23 protein-coding genes are annotated in these 22,751 nt (G+C 29.2%); all 23 read right to left on the minus strand.

Features of this window, described 5'->3' with window-relative positions; all coding sequences use genetic code 11:
* Positions 1-173 precede the first annotated feature (173 nt).
* Complete coding sequence (gene upp, locus IC173_RS13575) at positions 174-803, minus strand: uracil phosphoribosyltransferase (RefSeq protein WP_227436248.1); 630 nt, start codon at positions 801-803, stop codon at positions 174-176.
* A gap of 35 nt (positions 804-838) precedes the next feature.
* Positions 839-1,291, minus strand: coding sequence for a ribose 5-phosphate isomerase B (gene rpiB, locus IC173_RS13580; RefSeq protein ID WP_227436250.1), 453 nt, complete (start codon positions 1,289-1,291; stop codon positions 839-841).
* A 16-nt stretch (positions 1,292-1,307) separates the two neighbouring features.
* A complete protein-coding gene (locus IC173_RS13585; protein ID WP_227436252.1) occupies positions 1,308-1,757 on the minus strand; it encodes a low molecular weight protein arginine phosphatase in 450 nt (149 codons plus the stop codon).
* A 16-nt stretch (positions 1,758-1,773) separates the two neighbouring features.
* Positions 1,774-2,814, minus strand: a complete 1,041-nt coding sequence (locus IC173_RS13590) for an L-threonylcarbamoyladenylate synthase (RefSeq protein ID WP_227855727.1) — start codon at positions 2,812-2,814, stop codon at positions 1,774-1,776.
* Between the two features lie 28 nt (positions 2,815-2,842).
* Positions 2,843-3,523 carry a ZIP family metal transporter gene (locus tag IC173_RS13595; RefSeq protein WP_227436256.1) on the minus strand — a complete coding sequence of 227 codons (681 nt, stop codon included), beginning with the start codon at positions 3,521-3,523 and terminating at the stop codon, positions 2,843-2,845.
* Between the two features lie 128 nt (positions 3,524-3,651).
* Positions 3,652-4,716, minus strand: a complete 1,065-nt coding sequence (gene prfA, locus IC173_RS13600; protein ID WP_227436258.1) for a peptide chain release factor 1 — start codon at positions 4,714-4,716, stop codon at positions 3,652-3,654.
* 43 nt (positions 4,717-4,759) lie between these two features.
* On the minus strand, positions 4,760-5,611 hold the full coding sequence (prmC, locus tag IC173_RS13605) for a peptide chain release factor N(5)-glutamine methyltransferase (protein ID WP_227436268.1): 852 nt from the start codon (positions 5,609-5,611) through the stop codon (positions 4,760-4,762).
* Between the two features lie 17 nt (positions 5,612-5,628).
* Positions 5,629-6,522 (minus strand): DUF1385 domain-containing protein, encoded by an 894-nt coding sequence (locus IC173_RS13610; protein ID WP_227436270.1) that lies wholly within the window; start codon positions 6,520-6,522, stop codon positions 5,629-5,631.
* 144 nt (positions 6,523-6,666) lie between these two features.
* Complete coding sequence (gene rpmE, locus IC173_RS13615; RefSeq protein WP_003421397.1) at positions 6,667-6,867, minus strand: 50S ribosomal protein L31; 201 nt, start codon at positions 6,865-6,867, stop codon at positions 6,667-6,669.
* A gap of 151 nt (positions 6,868-7,018) precedes the next feature.
* Positions 7,019-8,638 carry a transcription termination factor Rho gene (gene rho / locus IC173_RS13620; RefSeq protein WP_227436272.1) on the minus strand — a complete coding sequence of 540 codons (1,620 nt, stop codon included), beginning with the start codon at positions 8,636-8,638 and terminating at the stop codon, positions 7,019-7,021.
* Positions 8,639-9,146: 508 nt separating this feature from the next.
* Positions 9,147-10,112 carry a UTP--glucose-1-phosphate uridylyltransferase GalU gene (galU, locus tag IC173_RS13625; RefSeq protein WP_227436274.1) on the minus strand — a complete coding sequence of 322 codons (966 nt, stop codon included), beginning with the start codon at positions 10,110-10,112 and terminating at the stop codon, positions 9,147-9,149.
* Positions 10,113-10,229: 117 nt separating this feature from the next.
* Positions 10,230-12,119 (minus strand): oligoendopeptidase F, encoded by a 1,890-nt coding sequence (gene pepF, locus IC173_RS13630; protein WP_227436275.1) that lies wholly within the window; start codon positions 12,117-12,119, stop codon positions 10,230-10,232.
* Positions 12,120-12,469: 350 nt separating this feature from the next.
* Positions 12,470-14,842, minus strand: a complete 2,373-nt coding sequence (spoIIE, locus tag IC173_RS13635; RefSeq protein WP_227825282.1) for a stage II sporulation protein E — start codon at positions 14,840-14,842, stop codon at positions 12,470-12,472.
* 89 nt (positions 14,843-14,931) lie between these two features.
* A complete protein-coding gene (locus tag IC173_RS13640; protein ID WP_227855717.1) occupies positions 14,932-15,852 on the minus strand; it encodes a Ppx/GppA phosphatase family protein in 921 nt (306 codons plus the stop codon).
* Positions 15,853-15,964: 112 nt separating this feature from the next.
* Positions 15,965-16,249 (minus strand): FtsB family cell division protein, encoded by a 285-nt coding sequence (locus IC173_RS13645; RefSeq protein WP_227436281.1) that lies wholly within the window; start codon positions 16,247-16,249, stop codon positions 15,965-15,967.
* A 5-nt stretch (positions 16,250-16,254) separates the two neighbouring features.
* The gene (gene yabQ / locus IC173_RS13650) at positions 16,255-16,785 is read right to left on the minus strand and encodes a spore cortex biosynthesis protein YabQ (protein WP_227436283.1); all 531 of its coding nucleotides are present in this window, start codon (positions 16,783-16,785) and stop codon (positions 16,255-16,257) included.
* A complete protein-coding gene (locus IC173_RS13655; protein ID WP_003421411.1) occupies positions 16,786-17,040 on the minus strand; it encodes a YabP/YqfC family sporulation protein in 255 nt (84 codons plus the stop codon).
* 61 nt (positions 17,041-17,101) lie between these two features.
* Complete coding sequence (locus tag IC173_RS13660; protein ID WP_227436285.1) at positions 17,102-17,344, minus strand: RNA-binding S4 domain-containing protein; 243 nt, start codon at positions 17,342-17,344, stop codon at positions 17,102-17,104.
* A gap of 71 nt (positions 17,345-17,415) precedes the next feature.
* A complete protein-coding gene (locus IC173_RS13665; RefSeq protein ID WP_227436295.1) occupies positions 17,416-17,694 on the minus strand; it encodes an HU family DNA-binding protein in 279 nt (92 codons plus the stop codon).
* An 88-nt stretch (positions 17,695-17,782) separates the two neighbouring features.
* On the minus strand, positions 17,783-19,231 hold the full coding sequence (gene mazG, locus IC173_RS13670; protein WP_227436296.1) for a nucleoside triphosphate pyrophosphohydrolase: 1,449 nt from the start codon (positions 19,229-19,231) through the stop codon (positions 17,783-17,785).
* A 106-nt stretch (positions 19,232-19,337) separates the two neighbouring features.
* Positions 19,338-20,951, minus strand: coding sequence for a polysaccharide biosynthesis protein (locus IC173_RS13675; RefSeq protein WP_227436298.1), 1,614 nt, complete (start codon positions 20,949-20,951; stop codon positions 19,338-19,340).
* A gap of 119 nt (positions 20,952-21,070) precedes the next feature.
* On the minus strand, positions 21,071-21,610 hold the full coding sequence (locus IC173_RS13680; RefSeq protein WP_227436300.1) for a stage V sporulation T C-terminal domain-containing protein: 540 nt from the start codon (positions 21,608-21,610) through the stop codon (positions 21,071-21,073).
* A 123-nt stretch (positions 21,611-21,733) separates the two neighbouring features.
* The gene (locus IC173_RS13685; RefSeq protein ID WP_227436302.1) at positions 21,734-22,729 is read right to left on the minus strand and encodes a peptidylprolyl isomerase; all 996 of its coding nucleotides are present in this window, start codon (positions 22,727-22,729) and stop codon (positions 21,734-21,736) included.
* Positions 22,730-22,751: the final 22 nt, after the last annotated feature.

A 22,751-nucleotide genomic window follows, 5' to 3' on the forward strand; every position in this document is an offset into this window, starting at 1 on the left:
AGTAAAATAGCCATTCTTTATTAATTGGTAAAAGCTTTTTATTCTCAATTCGAGAAATTTATCAATTCAAGAATTCTTATTATGAGAAAATACATATAAAAAGGAACCTCCTTATATTAAATAATTTTTACTATATAAGAAAGTTCCCAATAAATATTTATAGTTATTAATTTTTATTTAGTTCCAAATAATCTGTCTCCTGCATCACCAAGACCAGGAATTATATATCCATGTTCATTTAATTTCTCATCAATTGATGCAACATATATATCAACATCATCATGATATTTTTGTACTTCTTGTATTCCTTCAGGTGCAGCTACTAAATTAGCTAATTTTATACTTTTAGCTCCTTTAGATTTAAGTAAATCTATTGCTGCAACAGCAGAACCTCCTGTAGCAAGCATAGGGTCAACTACTATTATATCTCTTTCTCCTATGTCTTGAGGAAGTTTACAATAATATTCAACTGGTTTTAATGTTTCTGGGTCTCTATATAATCCTACATGACCAACTTTTGCTGCAGGCATTAAACTTACTAAACCATCTACCATTCCAAGCCCTGCTCTTAAAATTGGAATTATAGCTAGTTTTTTACCTGCAACAACTTTAGATGATGTTTTTTGAATAGGAGTCTCTATTTCTACATCTTTTAATGGTATATCTTTTGTTATTTCGTATCCCATTAGCATTGCAATTTCAGTTAAAAGTTCTCTGAAATCTTTAGAACCAGTATTTTTATCTCTCATTAAAGTTAGTTTATGTTGTATTAATGGATGGTTTGTCTCTACCACTTTGCTCATTTTGATAATTCCTCCTGATAAAACTGTAATTTTTATTATTTATTGTGTTTTTCTTCTATTGATTTAATCATATTTACTCTTCTAGCATGTCTATCACCTTCAAAATCTGTACTAATCCAAGCCTCAACTATTTCAAGTGCTAAACCTTTACCTAAAACTCTTTCACCTAATGACAACATATTTGCATCATTGTGTGCTTTTGACATTTTTGCAGAAAATACATCTGATACAACTGCACATCTTATTCCAGGAACTTTATTGGCAGCTAAAGATATTCCTATCCCTGTACCACAGCATAATATTCCATAATCTACATCTTTATCTATAACTGCATTTGCAACTATTTCTCCATACGCAGGATAATCAACAGAATCTGTAGCATTCTTAGTTCCATAATCTACACATTCAATCCCTTTTCCTTCTAAATAGTTTATTATTTCTTTTTTTAAATTATATCCTCCATGGTCACAGCCTAATCCTATTTTCATTTCTTTATCCTCCGTTTTATATATTTTTTACTATTTGGTTGACAGAATATATTATTTCTTTCATAGTATCTCTATAAGTATCCAAGCTTCCACCAAATGGGTCAGATATATCTGACTCATCCTGATTTGCGAACCCTTTAAAAGTATACACTTTTTCTTTGCATTTTGGAACTGCTTGGACTAAAATTTCTTTATGAGATTTAGTCATTGTTAGTATGATATCTGATTTATCTAATAAATCCTTAGTAATTACTCTACTTTTATGATTTGATAAATCTATTCCAAGCTCTTTTAAAGCTTCTATAGAATTATTAGAAGCATCCATACCATTTGCTGTAGATATACCCGCTGAGGATATGCAATATTCTTCAATATTTTTTCCAGACTCCTCAATAGCTTTCTTTAATATAACTTCAGCCATAGGACTTCTACAAGTATTTCCTGTACATACAATAAGTATATTCATATTTCACAACTCCTTTTTAAGCTTTTATTACTTTATATCCTGCTGACTTAAGTAATCTATTCATAATTGCTTGTCCGACACCGCTCTTAGGAAATTCCTCAGAATATATAACATCCATACCTTTTTTATCCATTTCTATGAGAGCATCAAACAAATTACTTGCTACTTCCTCAAGAGTACTCCCCAAATCTATTACTTCTCCATTATAAAACTCTTTATTTCTACTAATGCACATTACACCTGTTTTTAGACCTTTTTCTTTATTAGATTTTATCATATCATTAATCTTTGTTGCTACATTCTCCCTTTTGCCAGATATAATATATACGTCTGCATTTGGTGAATAATGTTTATATTTCATTCCTGGAGCCTTGGCTTTTTGATTATCTTCTTTTTTACTTAATGATGGGTCAAGCCTTACTTCACCAAGAATTTCTTCTAAGACTTCTTTAGTTATACTTCCAGGTCTTAATACCATAGGAATCTCTTCTGTAAGGTCTAATACAGTTGATTCTAGTCCAAAGTTACTATCTCCTCCTAAAACTATTCCATCAACTCTTCCATTCATTTCTTCATATACATGTTTCGCTTTTGTTGGGGATGGTCTCCCTGATATATTTGCAGAAGGAGCTGCAATAGGTATGCCTGCTTCTTTTATTATTGCCCTGGCAATAATATGAGAAGGCATTCTTATTGCAACTGTATCAAGTCCTCCACTAGTTCTATATGGAATTATATCTTTTTTATTTAGTATTATGGTTATAGGCCCTGGCCAAAGTTTTTCCATAACAAGTTTAGCTTTATCACTTATATCTTTAGCTAAATCATAAACTTCTTCTTTTTCATAAATATGGACTATAAGTGGATTATCACTAGGTCTACCTTTAGCTTCATAAATCTTCTTTACTGCATTTTCATCTAATGCATTTGCACCTAATCCATATACTGTCTCAGTTGGAAAAATAACCGTCTTACCTTCTCTAAGAAGTTTTGCTTGTATTTTTATTTCCTCATAATCAATATTATTTATATCAATATTACTTATAATAGTCTTCATCTTTCGTATGCCTGCTTTCATTTTAATTTTAGATATAGTTTACAATTATTGTACCTAACAAAAAACCAACTATACAATACACACTTTTTGAATGCGGAAAAATTTCTTCCAATACAACATACATCATTGTACCTCCTGCTGTAGCAAGAAATACACCTATAAGAGAAGTAAACACTCCTCCAAAATAAACACCTAAAAAACTTCCTAGACCCATAGGCAATCCAGCTATTATTGTAAATAAAATAACTTTACTCATCCTCATTTTATTACATATCAGACCCAATGCCATAGCTAATCCTTCTGGTATGTTATGTAGACCTATTACTATAGCAAGAGTGATACCTAAGCTTTCTGTTGACATAAAAGAAGAACCAATAGCCAATCCTTCTGGTAAATTATGTAGTAATATACTTATGAATATAAGATATCCAGATGCCATACTTCCAGATACATCCAATCTTGTTTTTATGTACATAGTTATGAGAGCTCCAACAAATGTAAATATAACTGTATTGATTACTCCCATTTTATCCATGGATTCTTTCATCAAATCAAATACTACTACAGCCAACATTATTCCGCCAGACAATCCCATAAAGAAATTTAGGTATTTATCAACTTCTCTTTTGAAGATAGCTGATATAACTCCTCCTAATCCTGTCCCTATAACACCTGCCAAAAGTCCAATTATTGTTACTTTTAGTATCATATAACCCTCCTGTACTTGTATATAACAATTATATACAGTAGAATATGATAACATGACCTAAAATGCAAAATAGCTGTTTCAAAATAGAAAATAATTTCTAGAAAGAAACAGCTCTTTTAAAACATTCCTTATATTGCAGTCATTTTTTCTGTTTGGTCAACAGTAATTAAAGCGTCTATCATTTCATCTATATCCCCATCTAAGAATGCATCTAGCTTATATAAAGTTAAATTTATTCTATGGTCACTTATTCTACCCTGAGGGAAATTATATGTTCTTATTCTTTCTGATCTGTCACCAGTTCCGACTTGGCTTTTTCTTTCTGCTGCTATATCTTTGTGTTGTTCTGCCAATGCTTTATCGTAAAGTCTCGCTTTTAATATTTTTAAAGCTTGCTCTTTATTTTTTAATTGTGATTTTCCATCTTGACAAGATACTACTTCACCTGTAGGTATGTGTGTTACCCTAACAGCAGAGTCAGTAGTATTGACACTTTGCCCTCCATTACCTGAAGAACGGAAAACGTCTATTCTTAAATCATTTGGATTTATGTCAACTTCTACATCTTCAACCTCTGGTAATACTGCAACAGTAGAAGTTGATGTGTGTATTCTTCCACCAGATTCAGTTGATGGTATCCTTTGAACTCTATGAACTCCAGATTCATACTTTAATCTTGAGTAAGCTCCTTTACCTTTTATCATAAAAGATACTTCTTTATATCCACCCACTCCAGTATCACTAGCACTTAATAATTCTATTTTCCATCTTCTTCTCTCAGCATATCTCGAATACATTCTAAATAAATCACCTGCAAATAGAGCTGCTTCATCTCCTCCAGCTCCACCTCTAATTTCAACTATAACGTTCTTGTCATCATTAGGGTCTTTAGGTAATAGTAGTATTTTTATTTCTTCTTCTATTGGAGCTACTTTTTCTTCCATTTCAGATAGTTCCATTTTAGCTAATTCTCTTAACTCTTCATCTGACTCTTCTTGTAAAATTTCTTTTGATTCCTTTATGCTATCTAAAACGCTTTTGTACTCTCTGTATTTCATAACAATAGGCTCTAAGTCAGCATGTTCTTTTATATACTTTTGCCAAACTTTTTGATCATTTATTACATCAGGATCACCTATTTTTTCACTTAAGTCTTTATATGTATCTTCCAATACCTCTAATTTTTTTAACATACTTTCACCTCGATTAAATGTAACATATCAATTGTTGATTATATCATATATTGTATCCTATAACAACTCTATCAATGCCTTGTATATCCTTCTTTGTATATATTTTTTTATATCCATTACTTTTCATAATATTAATTACATCTTCAGCTTGATTGTGACCAACTTCATATGCTAATATTCCACATTGATTTAAATATTTCTTACCTTGCTCTGTTATTTTTCTATAAAAATCCAATCCATCTTCTCCACCCTCAAGTGCATTATATGGCTCATAATCTTTAACTTGTGTGTGTAGTGTTTCTATGTCTTGTTTTTTTATATATGGTGGATTTGAAACTATAATATCAAATTTTATATCACTATTATTCAATACTGTAAATAAATCTGATTTAATGTACTCTATTTTTTCATCAACTTCATTTATAATAGCATTTTTCTTTCCTATTTCTAAGGCTGTTTCTGATATATCAAAAGACATCAATTTAGAATTTTCAATATATTTTGCTAAGCTAACTGTAATCGCACCTGAACCAGTACCTATATCTAGTATGCTTACATTCTTTCTACCTTTACATATTTCAATTATTTCTTCTACCAAAGTTTCTGTATCTGGTCTTGGGATTAATACTCCTTCCTTAACAAAGAAATCTAGTCCCATAAACTCCCTATTTTCAACTATATATGCTATTGGTCTTCCATTTATTCTTTCTTCTGCAAAACCTATAAATTCTGTTTTCTGTTCTTCAGTTAATTCTTTACTTAGATTTAAGTGAATATACAATCTATCAACGTCACCTAATGCTTTTTGTAACAATAATTCTGTATCTAGTCTTGGAGTATCACTTATACCTTTAAATTCCTCTGAATATTTAATAATTATATCTTTTATCGTCATAATAAATACCCTTTTCTTTAATCTACTACTGCCTTTAATGCTTCTAAAGCTACTTCTAACTGCTCATCATCAGGCTCTTTAGTCGTAAAGTATTGCAACATCATACCTGGATATGCAATAATCTTAGTAAATCCATTGTCGTATTTTCCAAGAATTCTAATTACTTCATAAGATAATCCTGCTACTATAGGAACGCATATGATTCTCATAAATATCCTAAGTATTGGATTTGGCCAACCAAAAAATGCAAATAGTATTATTGATACAGCCATAACTATAAACAAAAAATTTGTACCACATCTAGGGTGAAGTCTTTTAAATTTTCTAGCGTTTTCTACTGTAAGTTCCAAATTATTTTCATAACAATATATGGATTTATGCTCTGCGCCATGATATTGAAATACTCTTTCTATATCCTTACTTCTAGAAATCAATACTATATATGCAAATAATATAACTATCCTTATAATACCTTCTATTAAATTGAGCATAAAATCACTAGGTATTACCTTAGAAAAAGCCCCTCCTACTAGTGTAGGTATAAAAATAAATAAACCAGCTGAAAGTATCATGGCTATAACCAAGGAAAATACTATAAGTATATCATTTGCCTTATCTTTAAAAATCTTCTTCATAAATAAGTCAAATTTGTCCTCTTCAGCTTCTTCCATAAAAAACTCTGAAGAAAAGTTCAAGCTCTTTATTCCTTGAATCATTGTATCTATCATAACAAAAGAACCTCTAATAAAAGGTATCTTGTCTATATTCTTATCTCTTACCCAACTTTTTATTCTATCTTCTTTTAAGGCTATTTCTCCGTCACTTTTTCTAACAGCTACAGCTCTTTTATCTTTTGATTGCATCATTACGCCTTCAATAACAGCTTGACCACCTACAGATTGCTTTCCCATCCACTCACCTCATTCAATTGCATTTTAAATACTTAATTTAACATATTTATTATTATAATACAAAAAGACAATTTAAAGTAGAATATGAACCTTTTTTTGTAATAAAATAGGAGTTGGCTTCCTCCAACTCCACTTTTATAAAAATTAGTCCATTTTGAATCTTTTTTTGAATTTGTCGATTCTTCCACCTTTTTCTATGTTCTTTTGTTTTCCTGTATAGAATGGATGGCACTCTGAACATATTTCAACTTTTATTTCGTCCTTAGTTGAACCAGCAACAAATGTGTTCCCACAAGCACAACGCACTTCAACTGGATTATATTTTGGTTGTATTTCCTTTTGCATTATAGTCACCTCTTCTCTTTATTTAAAAAAATTAATTATATTAACTTTCTTTTTACATTATCAACTACATTATTATAGCATAACTTATTATGCCATTCAAGTGATTTTTCTATTACTTTATATAATCTATTTTTACAATTATTCCTTGATTTTACAAACTCTTTATCGATTTTACAAATTCTTTATTGTCTTTGGTTCTTTTTATAAGTTCAATGACTTTATCTGTGATTTCCATCACTGAATTATTACTCATTTCTCTTCTTAATCTCCAAAGAGCTGTTTTTTCTTCATCATCAAGCAATAGGTCATCTCTTCTTGTCCCAGACTTATAAATATCAATTGCAGGGAATATCCTTTTTTCAGCTAATTTTCTATCTAAATGTAATTCCATATTTCCTGTACCTTTAAATTCCTCGAAAATTACATCATCCATTCTAGAACCAGTTTCAACTAATGCTGTTCCTAGTATTGTCAGGGAACCACCTTGTCTTATATTTCTAGCAGCTCCAAAGAATTTTTTAGGTCCATGAAGTGCCCCAGGGTCAATACCTCCAGATAAAGTTCTACCTGTAGGAGATATTGTAAGGTTATATGCTCTTGCAAGTCTAGTTATACTGTCTAGTAATATTACTACATCTTTACCGTGTTCAACTAGTCTTTGAGCTCTATTTAATACCATTTCTGCAACCTTAACATGATGACTTGATACTTGGTCAAAAGTAGAATATATAACATCTCCTTCAATAGATTCCTTCATATCAGTAACTTCCTCTGGTCTTTCATCTATAAGAAGTACTATAAGTTCAACATTTGGATGGTTTTTAGCTATACTGTTTGCGACACTTTTTAAAAGAACTGTTTTCCCAGCTTTTGGAGGTGCAACTATCAATCCTCTTTGTCCTTTACCTATAGGAGAAATTAAATCTATAATTCTTGTGGCTATCTCATTTCTATTTGTTTCCAGTGTAAGTCGTTCTTCTGGAAAGATTGGTGTCAATGTCTCAAATGCATTTCTTTGTATAGCTGTATCAGGATTTTCATCATTTATCTTTTGAACATATAAAAGTGCTCTAAACTTTTCTCCACTTTTTGGATGTCTAGTTATACCCTTAATCTTATCTCCTGTTTTCATATTAAATCTTCTTATTTGAGATGGCGAAACATATACATCGCCTTCAGTAGATAAATAATTTGAGCCTCTTAAAAAACCAAATCCATCTGGTAAAATCTCAAGTACACCGACCACTTCATCTTCCTTTGATGTGTTAAATTCATCTACTATCTTAGATTCATCAACTTGTTTAGGCATATAATAGTTTTTATTATTATTTCTGACCATTCTATTACATGTATTTGACGCCTTATTGTAATCATTTGTATTTGATGTCTTATTATAATCATTTTTTTGGTTTCTGTTATCTTGGCTTTGGGAAATATTTTGATTATCCATATCTTTTTTGTTATATGATTTGGCAGGGCTCTTATATTCAACTTCTTTTTCTATGCTTTCGCTCTCTATATTTTCTTTTCTATTTTTTATGTCTTCTTTTATATTTTCATTTTTATCTTTAATTTCTTCACTCACTTTAATATCACTTGTTTTTACTTCGTTCTTGCTCTTAGAATTTATAATCTCAATTAGCTCATTTTTCTTATATGTAGTAATTGATTTTATTTTTAATTCTTTTGCTATTTCTCGTAGTTCAACTAATGTTTTACTACCCAATCCTTCTAATACTTTATCATCTAAAATCAAAAAAATCCTCCTCATCTATATATTCATTTATATACATACTTTTTTTTGGAAATTGAAGGCATGAAAAAGAAAAGTTTTATTCAAACAGTTAAGTCTAATAATATCACTATTTATACATTATGGTCAATAAATAAAATTTAAAACATTATTATCCATATTATCCATTTATTTATTATATCTCAAGTCCAATCTTAGCACGTTTTTATAAATTTATCACTATATTTATATCTTATAATAATATTTTCCCTTAAAATATGCAACTATTATAAAAATTATTTTTTATCTTTATAAATTCTAAAAACCATACATAACTAGAATTCTGTAAATTTTTAACTACATCAAGTTATATATGGTTTTTATATTTATGTATACTACAGTAGTTATTTATTTCTACAACATAGTTGCAATCATGCTTAAAACAGCTGTTATACTTGTTAATACAAGAACACCTACAATCCCAACAGCTATTATTCTATTAATCTTTTTTTGACTTGATTTTGCCACACTACATCACCTTTCCTAATTATTTTTGAACTTCGAGTTCTTTAATCTCGCAAATCTTATCTGAATCTATTCCTTCATTTGTACTATTGTATAACACATTGTCATCTTTATCAAATTCATTACAGACATGTCTTAGATATTTAATAAAATCTTCCTTAAGGTCTTCTTTCTTTAGAGCAAAATCGACAGTCGCTTCTAAAAATCCTAATTTATCACCTACATCATATCTCTTACCCTCAAAGTTATATGCATACATGGCTTCCTTTTTAGATAATACTTTTAAAGCATCTGTAAGTTGTACTTCTCCACCTTTGCCTGGTGGTAAATCCTTGAGGATGTCAAATATCTCAGGAGTTATTATATACCTACCTAAAATAGCTATATTTGAAGGTGCCTTCCCTGATTCTGGTTTTTCCACCATATCTTTTACTTTATAAACCCTACCCTCTATATTTTTAGCTTCTATTATACCATATTTATTAGTATCTTCTGGATTCACTTTTTGCACACCTAATATTGTAGTTCTATACTCTTCATATGCGTCTGTTAATTGTTTTAAACAAGGTACATCATTGTCTACAATGTCATCTCCTAACATTACAGCAAAAGGCTCATCACCTATAAAATGTCTAGCACAATAAATCGCATCTCCCAGTCCTTTTGGTTCTTTCTGTCTTATATAATGTATATTAATCATATTAGATATGTTTTGTACTATTTCTAATAACTCTTTTTTACCTTTTTTTTCTAAGTCAAGTTCTAATTCTACAGATTTATCAAAATGGTCTTCAATAGATTTTTTATTTCTACCTGTTATTATTAATATTTCCTCTATCCCTGAAGCTACAGCCTCTTCTATTATGTATTGTAGTGTTGGCTTATCAACTATTGGTAACATTTCTTTTGGCTGTGCCTTTGTCGCTGGCAAAAATCTAGTGCCTAAACCTGCTGCTGGTATTACAGCTTTCTTAACTTTAACTTGCATAGAATCATCTCCCACTAATTAATAGATAAAAAGCCCTATTTATAAATAGGACTTTAAACTTTTAGTATATTTTAACATTAATTCGATATATTTTCCATGTGGATTATAATAAATCTTTTATAATAGCTTTTCAAGTTCTGCTACTAAGCTGTCAAATTTTTTGATTGTATTTTCTATAGGTTTTGTATTAGTTAAATTTATCCCACTTCCTTTTAATAAGTCTATTGGATAATCTGAGCTTCCTTTTTTAAGAAAATTTATATAATTATCTGAGCCATTTTTTAGTATATCTTGGGCGAAACTGACTCCTGCACTACAGCCTGTAGCATATTTATAGACATAAAAACTATTATAAAAATGTGGGATTCTTGCCCATCCGACCTTAGATAATTGGTCTAATTCATAGTTTTGCCCATAATACTTCTTGAGAAGTTGTCCCCAAACATCATTTAACACTAATGCATTTACACTTTTTCCTTTTTCTACTAATTCATGTATAGTTTTTTCAAATTCAGCATACATAGTTTGTGTATAAAGAGTATCCTTTATTAAATCTAGATATTGTGTTATATAATAAGCTTTCTCACCATTACTTTTAGATTCTCTTATAAGCATCTCATAAAGTAATGCCTCATTAGTAGTAGACGCAACTTCATGAGTAAATATAGATGGACTTGAATTAAAATAATTTTGGTTCTTAGAACTTAGATATTCATATACAGCATGACCTAACTCATGTGATAAAGTTGAAACTGAGCCTAGCGAATTATTATAATTTAAAAGTATATATGGATGATTTTCATAGACAGATAGGCAATATCCACCACTCACTTTATTTTCATGTGAATAAACATCTATCCATTTTTCATTAAACGCTTTGTATACTACATCATTGTATTCTTTTCCCAAAGGTGATAATGCTGAATATACTATACTCTGAGCTTTTTCATAGTTAATATTACTATCAACAGCCTTAACTATAGGTACAGACATATCATATGAATGAACCTTATCCAACTTTAAGACTTTTTTTCTTAAATCTATATATTTGTGTAAACTATCCATATTACTGTTTACAGTTCTTATTAAATTATTGTATACTTTTTCATCTACATTATCAGATTCTAAATACATTTCTAAAGACGACTCATAACCTCTTTCTTGAGAATAAAATATATTCTTTTTAACTTGGCCAGTAATCAAGCCCGCAATTGTATTTATATTATCATTATAAGTAATGAGTTCGTCTTGATAAGCTTTTTTTCTATTTTCTCTATCTGGCGATTCCAGTTCACTTGCATATTGAGCTGGTGTCAAATTAGTTTTTCTATCCATATTTCTAAATAACTCATACACTTGACTTGGAAGACTACTTATTGAAGACACCTTACTTAGAATATCTTCTGATTTATCGTCCAAATAATGTACTTTATTTCTTCTTATATCTCTTAAATACACACCATATTTTCTATTTATATTTTTATTTGAAATAATCTTCTTATAATCTCTATTTGATAATTTTAATATCTCTAACTCTAAATCTGAGCAAATCCCCATATAGTCTCCATAAGATTTACCCATACTATCACTCATATCTAAATATTTATATGAATTTTTATTAGTATCTTGTTTTAATTTTACATAAGCAGAAAGTTTATTTAATCTTATATCAAGTTTCTCTTTGATATCTAACGCAAAAGACAAATGCGTTGGTGACTTTGTAACTTTACCTATGTAATTTTTAAGTTCTTTTGTATCTTTATTAAAACTCTTAAGTTCTTTTTTCCATTGGTCATCACTTTTAAATAGAGACTGTAAATTCCAACATGTTTTTTCATAATCTATTTCTTGTTTTTTTTCAGCATCATCTTCAGTATCATTATTCATGACAGTAATTGCTCTATCATTATTTTTTTGATATCCTTGGTCAGCTTTTATACTTATTATTAACATGCAAAAAATAGAGATAAATAAAGGTATTATTGCTTTGCACAATTTCCTATTCATAAAAAGCCATCCTTTCAATAAGTTTACTTAATAATAGGATGGCTTTTTTTAGATATATTATTCAATTATTCATACTATATAAATAAATATCGAATTAATAGTTATCCACATAATAATCAACATATTCACAGGCTTTACTTGCTTAGAAATTTAGTTATTTCAACATGAATCTCTTTTGATAATAGCTTTTGTTTTTTCTTTTTTTACATTTTATTAACATTTATGCCATACTTATCAACAAATTTTGTTGATTTATACGTTTTTTTTGTTAATAACTTTACTTTTTTCAAAAGTCTATTAACACATTATACACAAGTTATCCACATATTATACACAGAAATTTATAAAGTTTATTTTGTACATATTTTTGTAACTAGAACAGTCATGTCATCTTCGATTTGTAACGCTTGTAACTCCAATGCTCTATCTAATATTAAATTTGAAATTTCTTTTGGATTAGTAGTTTCTATGTTTTTTAAGAAATATATTAACCAATTATCACCTAAATTGTTATTTCTTCCTGCATCTACAATTCCATCAGAAACCATTATAACATAGTCCCCTTCCTTAACTTTTACATTTTTTCTATCAATCTTTACATCTGACAATATACCCACAGGTAAAGATGATGATGATATTAAATCAACTTCTCCATCCTCTCTTTTTATATAGGTAGAACATGCTCCCATCTTTATAGTTTCTAAACTCCCTCGTTTTAAATCTAAAATACCTAAGTCGAGAGTTGAAAACATTTCTTCTGAAGACTTTAATAACAACATATTATTTATAGTATCTATAACTATTTCATCTTTAATCTTTGCATCTATCATTTTTTCTAGTATATCAATAGTAGCAGAAGACTCTTCATAAGCTTTTTTACCTTTTCCCATACCATCGCTTATAGCCATCATATATTTGCCATCATTTATCTCCATATATGTGTAATTATCTCCACAAAGGATATGTCCATCCCTTGACATTGCTGAAACTTCTGTAACAGCCTTATATTTTTGAGACTTAACAAATGTCGCTTTACATTTACCTCCTAAACAGTGACATCCTATTTTTCTAACAGACATATTTTCTCCTACTAGGTCTGAAATTATATCTACAATTTTATTTTCACACATGCAACCATCATTGCAAGTTTTCTTTTCTATTGATATTTCAAACTCGCTGTTACTCTTTGTTAAGTAACTTACTTTATCAACAGTTATATCATATCTCTCTAATTGTTCATATATATTTTTTTCTTTCTCTATATCTAACATTATATCGCCCTCTAAATCCTGAGACAGCGATTTAATTGATTTTGAAATACTCCTTATCTGATTTGCTATTAATTTTCTACTTTCTGAAAACTTCACACTCCAATCATAATCTAATACAAACATTTTATAATAGTGATTTGATATTTTCACTATTGACTCTGGCTTCATACATTCCTTTCTAAAGTTTTTAGGTATATCGTTTACACTTAATTCTCCTTTCTCTTCAATTTTTTCAAGAATATTATATATCATAGTGTATGTATGATTAAATCTTGATTCCCAACACATTCTTCTCATACTACAACTTTTACATTCATCATTATGAATCATATCTATTACATTAGCTATGTCTCTTTGGTCTAGCACCTTATCCTTTTCTCTTATCTTGTCAAATGTATCTGCAAGGTCATCATAGGTTTTATAGATACTGTTTAATCGGCTATTCGTTAAGTTTTTGCTTCTCATAATATAATCGTATACAATTTCATTTGAAGCTACATTACTTTTTATTAATTTTTCAATCTTATTGAATAACCTTTCTGGCAACACAATCACTATCAAGCATCCTAACAATATATCTCTTAGTTGCATCATATTTGAAGTAATACCAGAAGTATATAGGTATATTATTGTCCAACTTAGAATATATCCTAATATACAGAAATATTTATTTATTTTATTAAATGCACCACTTATTAATCCTGAAAAAGAATATATACCCATATAAATAGCTGATGTCATATTATTTAAAATAGATGCCACTCCAATAATTACACCACTAGATGCTCCCATGGTAGCTCCACCTACTATTGAGGTCAGTAATATCAATACTGTTGACAAAATGGTCCTTATCGATATTCCAAATAAAGATATATCTCCTATCCCCATTATACTAAAGGTTAGCAGTAAACTTATTGATATGGCTTCTTCTGTCCGTACAGACATCCTATTGTTTACATTGGCCATTAAACCTATACCATAAGAAAATACATATATAGATATAAACATTATTATTGCTTCTACACCTGCAACAAGCAGATTATACACACACCTATCAGAAAAGAACGCTTGTCCCATGGAAATTGGAAGTAATACCATTGCACCTATAAACGCCACTTTAGCAATTGAATCTAATAGTTTTAGTTTCTTATTTAATGCCATAAATATTGTAAGGCACACAGCATATTTTGCTACATTTCCAAAATCATTGAATGATAACAATATCCCTATTAATGCTGATATAAATACAGGTATCTTGTACTTATCAATCTTTGATGCACATATAAAAAAGGCAATCCCTAAAGGAGCTACAGAGTCTACTATGATAGACCTACTAAGTAAAAATCCCATTACAGCGAATGACACTGTAGTAAAATCAATATATCCGCTTATTAATTTTATGACATTTGGTTTTACAGTTTTGTTCTTTACAACTGCTACACTTCTTTGCATAAAAAAACCTCCTCTTTTGTTTATATTAAGAATTGTAACAAAGAGGAGTAATTTTTTTTGTCATAATCGGTTCCAAATATCAAAAAATATTAATACATTTTTTTTGACTTTTGACATATTAAGCCTTCCAAATTATCGTATTCACTTACGGTTATTTCTTCTATTTCTAATTTTTCCATTATTATATTCAATATTTTTACACCAGCAGTTATAATATCCGCACGTTTTTCTTGTAGCCCTTTTAAGTTCTTTTTATCACTTAATGTCATCTTTATTAATTTTTGTAGAATTTCTTCTATTTCTTTTTTGCATATCTTACTGTTATGTATTTTTTCCATAGAGTAAATTTCTAATTCTTGATTCATTGCTGACAATGATGTGATTGTACCTCCTATACCTATAAGAGTTTTTAATCCCTTTTCTTTTATGTAATTTAAAGTCTCACTGATTTCGTTATATATAAATGAACTCATAGCTTCAAACTCTTCATTTTCAATGATATCGTGTTTTAAAAATTTTTCTGTCATTCTAAGAGCTCCTACATTTTCACTTTTATTAAATTTAATTCCATCTGAATCACCTATAATAAATTCTGTTGAGCCTCCTCCAATATCTATAACAATAATATCATTATCTTCTTGTATGCCTTCTAAAACACCTTTAAAGCCCAAATTTGATTCTTCTATCCCTGTAACTATGTCAACATCAATACCAGCCTCTTCTTTTGCTAGTTTAACAAAATAATCTCCATTTTTACTATCTCTAAGAGCAGATGTCCCCATACAATAAATATTTTCACATTTTTCATCATTACACTTGTCAGAGAATTCTTTTAATGCTTCTATATTTCTTTGAATCGCATCTTCCTTTATATATCCCTTGCTATCTACACCTTGCCCAATTCTAGTTGTGTTAACAAATTTTTTTCTATTTATAAGTTTTCCATCCACATAATCTACTATCAACAATCTCATTGAGTTTGTTCCAATATCAATAGCTCCTATTTTCATTATAAAATTCCTCCTTAAATCAAAATAAAAAAGTCATCCTTAAACTGAATGACTTTTTTATTCAATCTTAAATTTTAAAATCAATACTCGTAGACTTATTGGCAACTTTTAATCAACGATTTATATCTACATAAACGGTTTCATTAGGTTTTACCATGTTTAACCTTTTTCTAGCTATTTCTTCTAAGTCTCCTTCATATGATTTTTCATCTTTCTTTAAGCTGTTTATTTGTATTTCAGTCTTTTTTAATTGTTTATTTAGACTTGCTATTTCTGTTTTATATTCTTTAGCTTTTTCGTACTCAAATACAAATCCTGTCATTATACTAAAAATTGATATTCCTAAAAATAAACTGATAACAATAATTTGTCCTGAAAATTTTTTTCTTAAGTTCATTTTTCCTACACCCTTTTTTTAGTTTTAGTTTTTTTCTTAGATTTTGATTTTTTCTTGTTTTTTGATTTTTTATTTGATTTTCTCTTTATACTTTTTTTTGTTGCTATAAATATGTTTGGTATATAAAATATAATATCAAATAGTAGGTGTAGTGAATAGATTATAACGTAATACAAATTGTTTAAAAAACTGACTATGTAGTATGTAACTTTTTTAAAAGAATTCCTCACAAAACGAATTATTTTATTGATAATTGATAAAACAATTTTACTTATGGTGTTATAGTATAAAATAAAACCAATAAACAAAGCCACAAAATGGTAATATCTTAAATTAAAAAACTCTGTAAGGTTTATTGTTATAAATATTATAATGGTTGCTAGAAACCAAAATAATACATCAAAAATTATTGCAAAATAATTGATGAATTTAAAACTCCCTCTCAGGCTTCTATAAAAATCAAACAACACTCCTATGAGTATTCCACCATAAATAGTAGCGTAGAAAATACTTACATCTTGAGTAAAAGGTATCATCTATCTAAATACCTTTTTCAAAAAACTTTCTTGTGGCTTTTTAGGCTTTGCATATACCATAGAATTTATAGTTCCATCTATGCTAATTATATTTTCGTCTATACTTAGCTTGCTCATATCTAGGTTTTCGCCTTCAATTACCATCTCACCAACAGAAGTTTTAAGCTCTACTCTTTTATCATTAAAAGAATATATGTGCTCAACTCCTGAAATAACCAGCTTTGATCTATCTTTCAAAGTTATGTTCTGTTCCATAATATCCCCCCAGTAAATATTTCACTAATACTACTATTAATATACTAGAGGACTATTAATTTTATTCTAAAATTTCGTACATTTCTTTTGCATCATTTTTTAATACATGCTCTCTTACTTCATTTATCTTAAACTTCATCTTCTTCTCTCCAAATTGTATTTCTAGTGTATCTCCAATATTCACTTCTGAAGAAGATTTAGCGACTTTTCCATTTATAGTGACAATTCCTTTATCACATGCATCTTTAGCAACAGTTCTTCTCTTTATAATCCTAGATACTTTTAAAAACTTATCTAATCTCATAATTATCACCTTCCTTAGCTCTATAGAAAAAGTGTGGTAAATTTATCCACACTTTTTCACAAGATTTCTAATTATCCATTTATTGTATCCTTTAATCCTTTTCCAGCTTTGAAAACTGGTGCTTTAGAAGCTGGTATATCTATAATTTGCTCTGGATCTCTTGGATTTCTTCCTTGTCTAGCAGCTCTTTCTCTTGTCTCAAATGTTCCAAATCCAACTAATTGAACTTTTTCATTATTTACTAGTGCATCTTGAACAGAACTCATAAATGCGTTTAACGCAGCCTCTGCTTCCTTCTTTGTTAATCCACTTTTTTCTGCCATCTTTGATACTAATTCAGCTTTATTCACGATATTTACCTCCTAAAAATGTTTATAATATAGACTCCTATCTTTCTGATAAAAGTTCTAGATTTTTGACAAATTTCCTTCCACAATTTTATTGTTTTTTAGCCTGATTCCAAAATTCATCCATCTCTTCAAGTGTCATGTCTTCTAATTTCCTATTTAAATTCATTGCACTTTTTTCTACAAACTCAAATCTATTTATGAATTTATCTGTAGTACAGTTCAAGGCTTCTCCTGAGTCTATGTCTAAAAATCTAGCTAGATTTACTATCGAAAATAATAAATCGCCTAGTTCTTCCTTTATGTATTTTATATTCCCGACCCTGTGTTCGTCAAGTAATTCCTGATATTCTTCTTCAATTTTTTTAAATACATCTTCTACATTGTCCCAATCAAAGCCAACAAGAGCTGCTTTATGTTGAACTTTACTAGCCTTCATAAGAGCTGGTAAATGTTTTGGTATTCTTCTAAGGCCATCTGTTACAGTGCTTTCGCCTTTTTCTTCTTTCTTTAACTCTTCCCAAGTTTTTTCAAACTTAGACATATCTAATTTTACACCATTAAATATATGAGGATGTCTATGAATTAATTTTTTGCATATACCATTTACCACTTCTTTTAAATCGAAGTAGCCCTCCTCATTACCTATCTGACAATGGAATATAACTTGTAAAAGAACGTCTCCTAGCTCTTCTACCATTTCATCTATATCATTATTATCAATTGCATTACAAAGTTCATATGCTTCCTCTATAACAGAATTTTTTAATGATTGATGTGTTTGTTTTTTATCCCATTCACATCCAGATGGGCTTCTTAATGTATTAACTATTATTTCTAAGTCATGTACTGTATTATACATCTTTTTAGAACTTTTGGGTATATATAAGCTAGTTAAATAGTCAAAAAAGTTTTCATTTCTGTCTAATTCACATAATTTTATAAACTTTTTACTTTCTAAATCTTTGACACCTGCTCCATTTACTATACATATTTCTTGATTATAATCATAATATTCCATAAGTTTTAACTTTACATTTGATGCTATAAATTTATCATACACTTGAGTTATTATCATACTTGTATCTAAATCTATATATGAGTTTTCTATCTCAAAAGCATCTATCAATTTAAATCCATCAGATGGGTCTATAGCTAAATAGTTAAACATAGCGTCTACAAAGCTCATAGAAGGTACTATCTCCACTTTTATGTGCTTTTCATTGGCAAGTCTCTCTATTATACTTACAGTCTTTTCTGCGACCCTTGGATGACCAGGAACCGCATATACTAAGTCACCTTTTGTAGATTCTTCTATAATAAATTCAGATATTTTTAAGTAAACACTCTCAAAGTTTTCCTCATTTTCATAAAAGTAATCTAAAGAAGTGTATTGTATAGTTTCTTTAAGCTTATCAATTATCGGATGTTTCTCTGTTCTAAAAAAGACTCTAGGGCTATTTTTTAAAGATTCCAGTACACCTTGACTTATAAGAGAATAGTCTCCTGGTCCAAGCCCTACAATACTTATCTTACCCATAACATCACTCCCATTAGCAAATTTCACTTTATTTTTGTATTGTTATACAAATAAGGAGCTTTACTATTTGTATAGTATTTCCTTTATTTGCATATATATTCCTATATTATCTTATAAGTTTAACTTTTTTTAACAATTTATATAATTTATCACCTTTTGGCATAGTTAGTATCTCTTCTTTTTTAATTCCGCCTATTCCAAGTATAACTACTACATATACAATACCACCAACACCTATTGCGATTATTGTAGATATACTATTACCCAATAATCCAACTAAAGCACCATAACTCAATTTAACCATTATAAACATTGTCATAACTGTTATAAATGGTTTTATTATAAATTCCTTCTTAGGAAATTTTACATTCATATATTTCTTAACATATAATAAGTTAATCATAGCTGCCACAAAGTATGCTGTAACTGTTCCAAAAGCTGAACCTAATACATTAATATCTGGAATACCTGTCAATGTATAACTTATAACAATCTTACATAACATACCCACACATAAAGCAATTACAGGAACTATTGGTTTTCCCATTCCTTGAATTATACCAGTCAATGTTTGTATTAATCCTAAGAACAGTACACATGGAGTAAGAGTAAACAAGATAGTTCCTACAGATGATGGCTCATGTGGAAATAAAAGACCCATTATTGGTATCGCTAATGATGCCATACCAAACGCACAAGGTAATACTATAAGTAAAGTCACCTTAACAGCACTTTTAGTATCTTTTCTAGCCTTTGATTTATTACCTAATGCATATGCTTTAGAAATAGCTGGAACTAAGCTCATACTCATTGCAGTTGTTATAACGGCTGGTAAATTTATTGTTGCCATTGCCATACCTGTCAATTGACCAAACATTGAATTTGCTACTTTATATGTAAAGCCTGCTTCCATAAGTCTTCTTATTACAATAACATTATCTATCATATTTACAAGTGGCATTACTGATGCACCTATTGTTATCGGAATAGCAACTGTTAAAAGCTTTTTAAAGATATAAGAAACTTGTTCATCCTTAAACCTTTGACTCGCATCTATCTCAGCTCTACGTTCTCTTCTTCCTAACATATAAGCAAACATCAGATAAACCATAGATGCTACTGAACCTATTGTAGCTCCTGATATAGCACCCGCTGCTCCTAAAGTTTGCCCAAAGCTTTTCATAAGTAGGTAAGCCAAAGTAAGACCTAATACAACTCTAAAAAATTGCTCTGCAACTTGAGACACAGCAATCTTAGTCATGTCTTGTCTCCCTTGGAAATATCCTCTATATGCTGACATTGCTGGAACAAATAATAAAGCTGGAGCAATAGCTTTCATAGAGTACAATGCACCAGGATTTTTCATTATGTTTGTTACTATGTAGTCGGCTCCAAAAAACAATATACAAAATGATATTATACCAGTTATAAATAAAACTGTATGTGATACTTTAAATATCTTATTTGCACCTTTATAATTTCCAATGGCAACTTTTTCCGAAACCAACTTTGCCACAGCTGTTGGGAATCCAGCAGTAGCTAATGTTAAAAATAGAGTGTACACAGGATAAGCAGCCTGATAGTATCCCATTCCTTCTGAACCAATCATGTTTCCAAGGGGAATTCTAAAAAATCCACCCATTATTTTTACAATTACACCTGCTAGCCCAAGTATAAGGGCTCCTTTTAAAAAGGAGTCTTTGTTTTTGTTATTGTTCATAACATAACCTCCATACTGTTTATATAACAAACTTTAATATACCATATTTTTAATGCTATATTCAATATTTTAAACAAAAACTTCAAAAGACCTTCACGTAAAAGGTCTTTATGATAAAATTATTGAACTTGTTTTCCTAAAAAGTTAGCAGCTATTTTTAAAGATTTTTCTTCACTTTCTGCAATTGTATCTTTATCTTTTGAAACAACTACAATCGAACCTATACAGTCACCAGATGCACTAATTATAGGCATAATAACTTGACTAATATATTCCTTTTGGTCTTCTTTAAATAAAGGTAAAATATTTTTATCTTTTGAGTATTTTACTGTTCTTTCACTTATTATTGCTTCTAACTCATCACTTATACTTTTTTCTTTATAATCTTTTTTAGGAAGTTTAGATACAGCTATTATAGAATCTAAATCTGTTATTAATACACCATATCCTAGTACTTCTGCTAATGTTTCAGCATATTCCTGAGAGAATTCATTTAATTCTCCTATTGGAGAGTATTTTTTAAGTATGACTTCTCCATCTTTTGCTGTGAATATCTCTAAAGGATCTCCTTCTCTAATTCTTAATGTCTTTCTTATCTCCTTTGGGATAACTACCCTTCCAAGATCATCTATTCTTCTAACTATACCTGTTGCTTTCATATTTTTTAATCCCTCCATAAATTACTTTAAGTTTATTTTTACCATTGTTAAGAAAAATATACAAAAAAAGCTATATCTTCTCCAGATATAGCTTTTTTAAGCATATTACTATTTTTTTAGTTTTTATATTGTGATTGTATTTATTACTTTTTCATCTTTTTCTACTTTAGCTTCTTTAGTTAATTTTTCTATTTTCTCTTGATATTTATTTTTTAATAATTGCTCTTTTATAGTTTCTTTAGAATCTTCAAATGGTGTTTGTTCATTTACTTTGTCTGTTACTTTAATTATATGGTATCCATATTGAGTTTCAACTAAGTTAGATATTTCACCCTTTTTCATAGAAAACGCTGCTTCTTCAAATTCAGCTACCATTTGACCTCTTGAGAAGAATCCTAATTTACCACCATCACTTGCTGAAGCATCTTGTGAATATTTCTTTGCAACCTTTGCAAAATCTTCACCTGATTTAACTTCTTTAAGGGCTTCTTCAGCTTTTTTCTTGGCTTCTGCCTTCTTCGCTTCTGAAAGTGGCTTATTGTTATCATCTACTGTTTTTAATAAAATATGAGAAGCTTCTACTTCATCTTTTTTGAATTCATCTTTATGTGTATCATAGTATTTTTTCATTTCTTCATCTGATATTTTAGTTTCTTTAGTAAAATTAGCTTGATAGTTTTGCATAGCTAAATCTTTTTCTTGTTGGTCTTTTAAAAATGTATCATCTATACCTAATTTTTCAAGTTGTTTTTTATAATTTTCATCTTTACTCATAGCGTCTTTTAAATCTTTAAAACTTTTTTCAACATCTTCTTTTTTAGGAAGTAAGTTATCTTTTTTAGCTTGTGAATATATGACTTCTGTAGTTATAAGTTGTTCAAGAATTAAGTCTTTAAACTTGTCCTTATACTTTACTCCTTTTTCAACTTCTTTGTCCCAAATGTCTTTTCCATAAGTTTGTTCCATAGAATCTTTATAAAGAGCTATAGTTTTTTTAAATTCATCTGATGATATTTTTGTACCATTTACTGTTGCTACAGTTCCATCTGTGCTTGCGCTACAAGCTGTTATTGATACTACAACTATCATAGCTATTACTAACGTTATTACTTTTTTCAAATTTAAAACATCCCTTCTTAAA

This window comes from Clostridioides sp. ES-S-0048-02, assembly GCF_020658495.1.
Classification (GTDB): Bacteria; Bacillota; Clostridia; order Peptostreptococcales; family Peptostreptococcaceae; genus Clostridioides.